This window comes from Streptomyces sp. NPDC003038 (assembly GCF_040611115.1).
GTDB lineage: Bacteria > Actinomycetota > Actinomycetes > Streptomycetales > Streptomycetaceae > Streptomyces.
Window position 1 is genome coordinate 1 of record NZ_JBEXNN010000114.1, and the last position, 1,591, is coordinate 1,591.

Annotated in this window: 2 protein-coding genes; one reads left to right on the forward strand and one right to left on the reverse strand. The window is 63.3% G+C overall.

Annotation, left to right across the window (positions count from 1 at the left end):
- The coding region (locus ABZX75_RS34335) for an LCP family protein (RefSeq protein ID WP_355418163.1) at positions 1–1,280 on the reverse strand (1,280 nt) is incomplete at its 3' end.
- Here ABZX75_RS34335 and ABZX75_RS34340 point away from each other — a divergent pair.
- The coding region (locus ABZX75_RS34340) for a hypothetical protein (RefSeq protein ID WP_355418166.1) at positions 1,224–1,591 on the forward strand (368 nt) is incomplete at its 3' end. The two genes, ABZX75_RS34335 and ABZX75_RS34340, sit on opposite strands and share 57 nt — an antisense overlap.

The window sequence follows — 1,591 nt, forward strand, 5'->3', positions numbered from 1 at the left end:
AAGAGACCGGTGTAGTCGGCGCCGACCGTCAGGGTGACGACTGTCGGCGCGGCGTCCGCATCGGACCGGGTGCCGGTGGCTGTTCTGAGGCGGGCGACGAAGGCTTCCGCGTGGGCCTCAAGGCCCGGCGGGTGAGTCACGGTGGTGCGCGGGACCTTCTGCGGGATGGTGCCGGTCGCAGCGACGGAGTAACCAGCAGCGCGGAGTTCAGCCGCGACCATGGCTGCCTTGCCGGGTGTGCCGCTGCCATTCAGGACCACGACCTTGATGGAACCTGCCGTGATGGGGGTGTCGGTGGCGAGCTGTTCCTCAGTGATCTCCTGGTCATTCACGAGGGAGGTGAAAAGCGTCCGCGCCTGCGGATACTGCCAGGAGATGTTGGCTTTGTCGGTGGCGATGTCGACTTCGCGCGGGTAGTGGGGGACGGTGAGGAAGGTGAGGCGCTCTTTGGGAATGTCTTGAAGTGTGGACAGGAGGCTGTACAGGGGCCGGATGCCCGCCAGGGCCTTGTCGGTGGTGATGGACTTGGTGGCAGCATCGAGGAAGCCATAAATGTCGCTGGGGCTGGTCAGTTTCGTCTGAGCCTTGGCTGCCAGGGCCCGCATGAATTCCTGCTGGCGTCCGAGGCGGCCGATGTCGGAGCCATCGCCGACGGAGTAGCGGGTGCGGACGTAGCCGAGAGCCCGCTCGCCCCTGACGACCTGGCAACCAGCTTCGAGGTCCAGATGGGCCTTGTTGTCGTGAATGGCATGCTTGGGACAGATCTCGATGCCGCCGACGGCGTTGACCACATCCTCGAAACCGTGGAAGTCGATAATAACGAAGTGGTCGATGCGCAGACCGGTGTTGTGCTCCACAGTCTTGATCGTGCAGGCTGCCGCTCCACCGACGTTACCGTCTGCGCCCCCGATGGAATAGGCAGAGTTGATTTTGAAGTGACGAGGAATGGAGCGGGTGCCGTCTCCACGGTCACAGGCGGGTATCCGGACCCAGGAGTCGCGCGGAAGGGAGACCACGGCAGCCCATTTCCGGGTAGCGGAGATGTGGAGGACCATCAGCGTGTCGGACCGCACGGTGCTTAGGACCTTGCCATATTTGCCCTTAACGTCCCCTCTGCTGTCGGATCCGACCAGCAGGATGTTCGTGGCCCCGGGGCTGAGGCTGACCGGGCGTCCGCCGCCAAGCTTGTCATCAACGTAGGAAGCGTTAATGTTGCTGTCCAAATGCTGGTACAGCCAAGCTACGACACCTCCGGCGGCCAGAAGGAAAACGGCGAAAATTCCAGCCGCCCCCAGCCTGATGCGGCCGCGCTTGGTCAGACTCCTCCTTCCGCTCTGCTGTCCATTCCAACGGGTGCCGGATCCGTCGCGGGGATGCGATGCGCCGGGGCGACTGACCACTGTCTCGTCTCCTTCCACTACCAAACCTCAGGATTTGGCCACTGCGGCCGTTACCGGATCATCGCCGGCTGCATCCGCCTTAAGACCTCCGCGCGGGGGGTAACAGTGCGCAGCCGCGAGGTGGTCATCCTGCACGAACGCCGGAAAATTTCACGGGCAAACAAGCGTGCGTCAACCGGCCACCTTTTCAT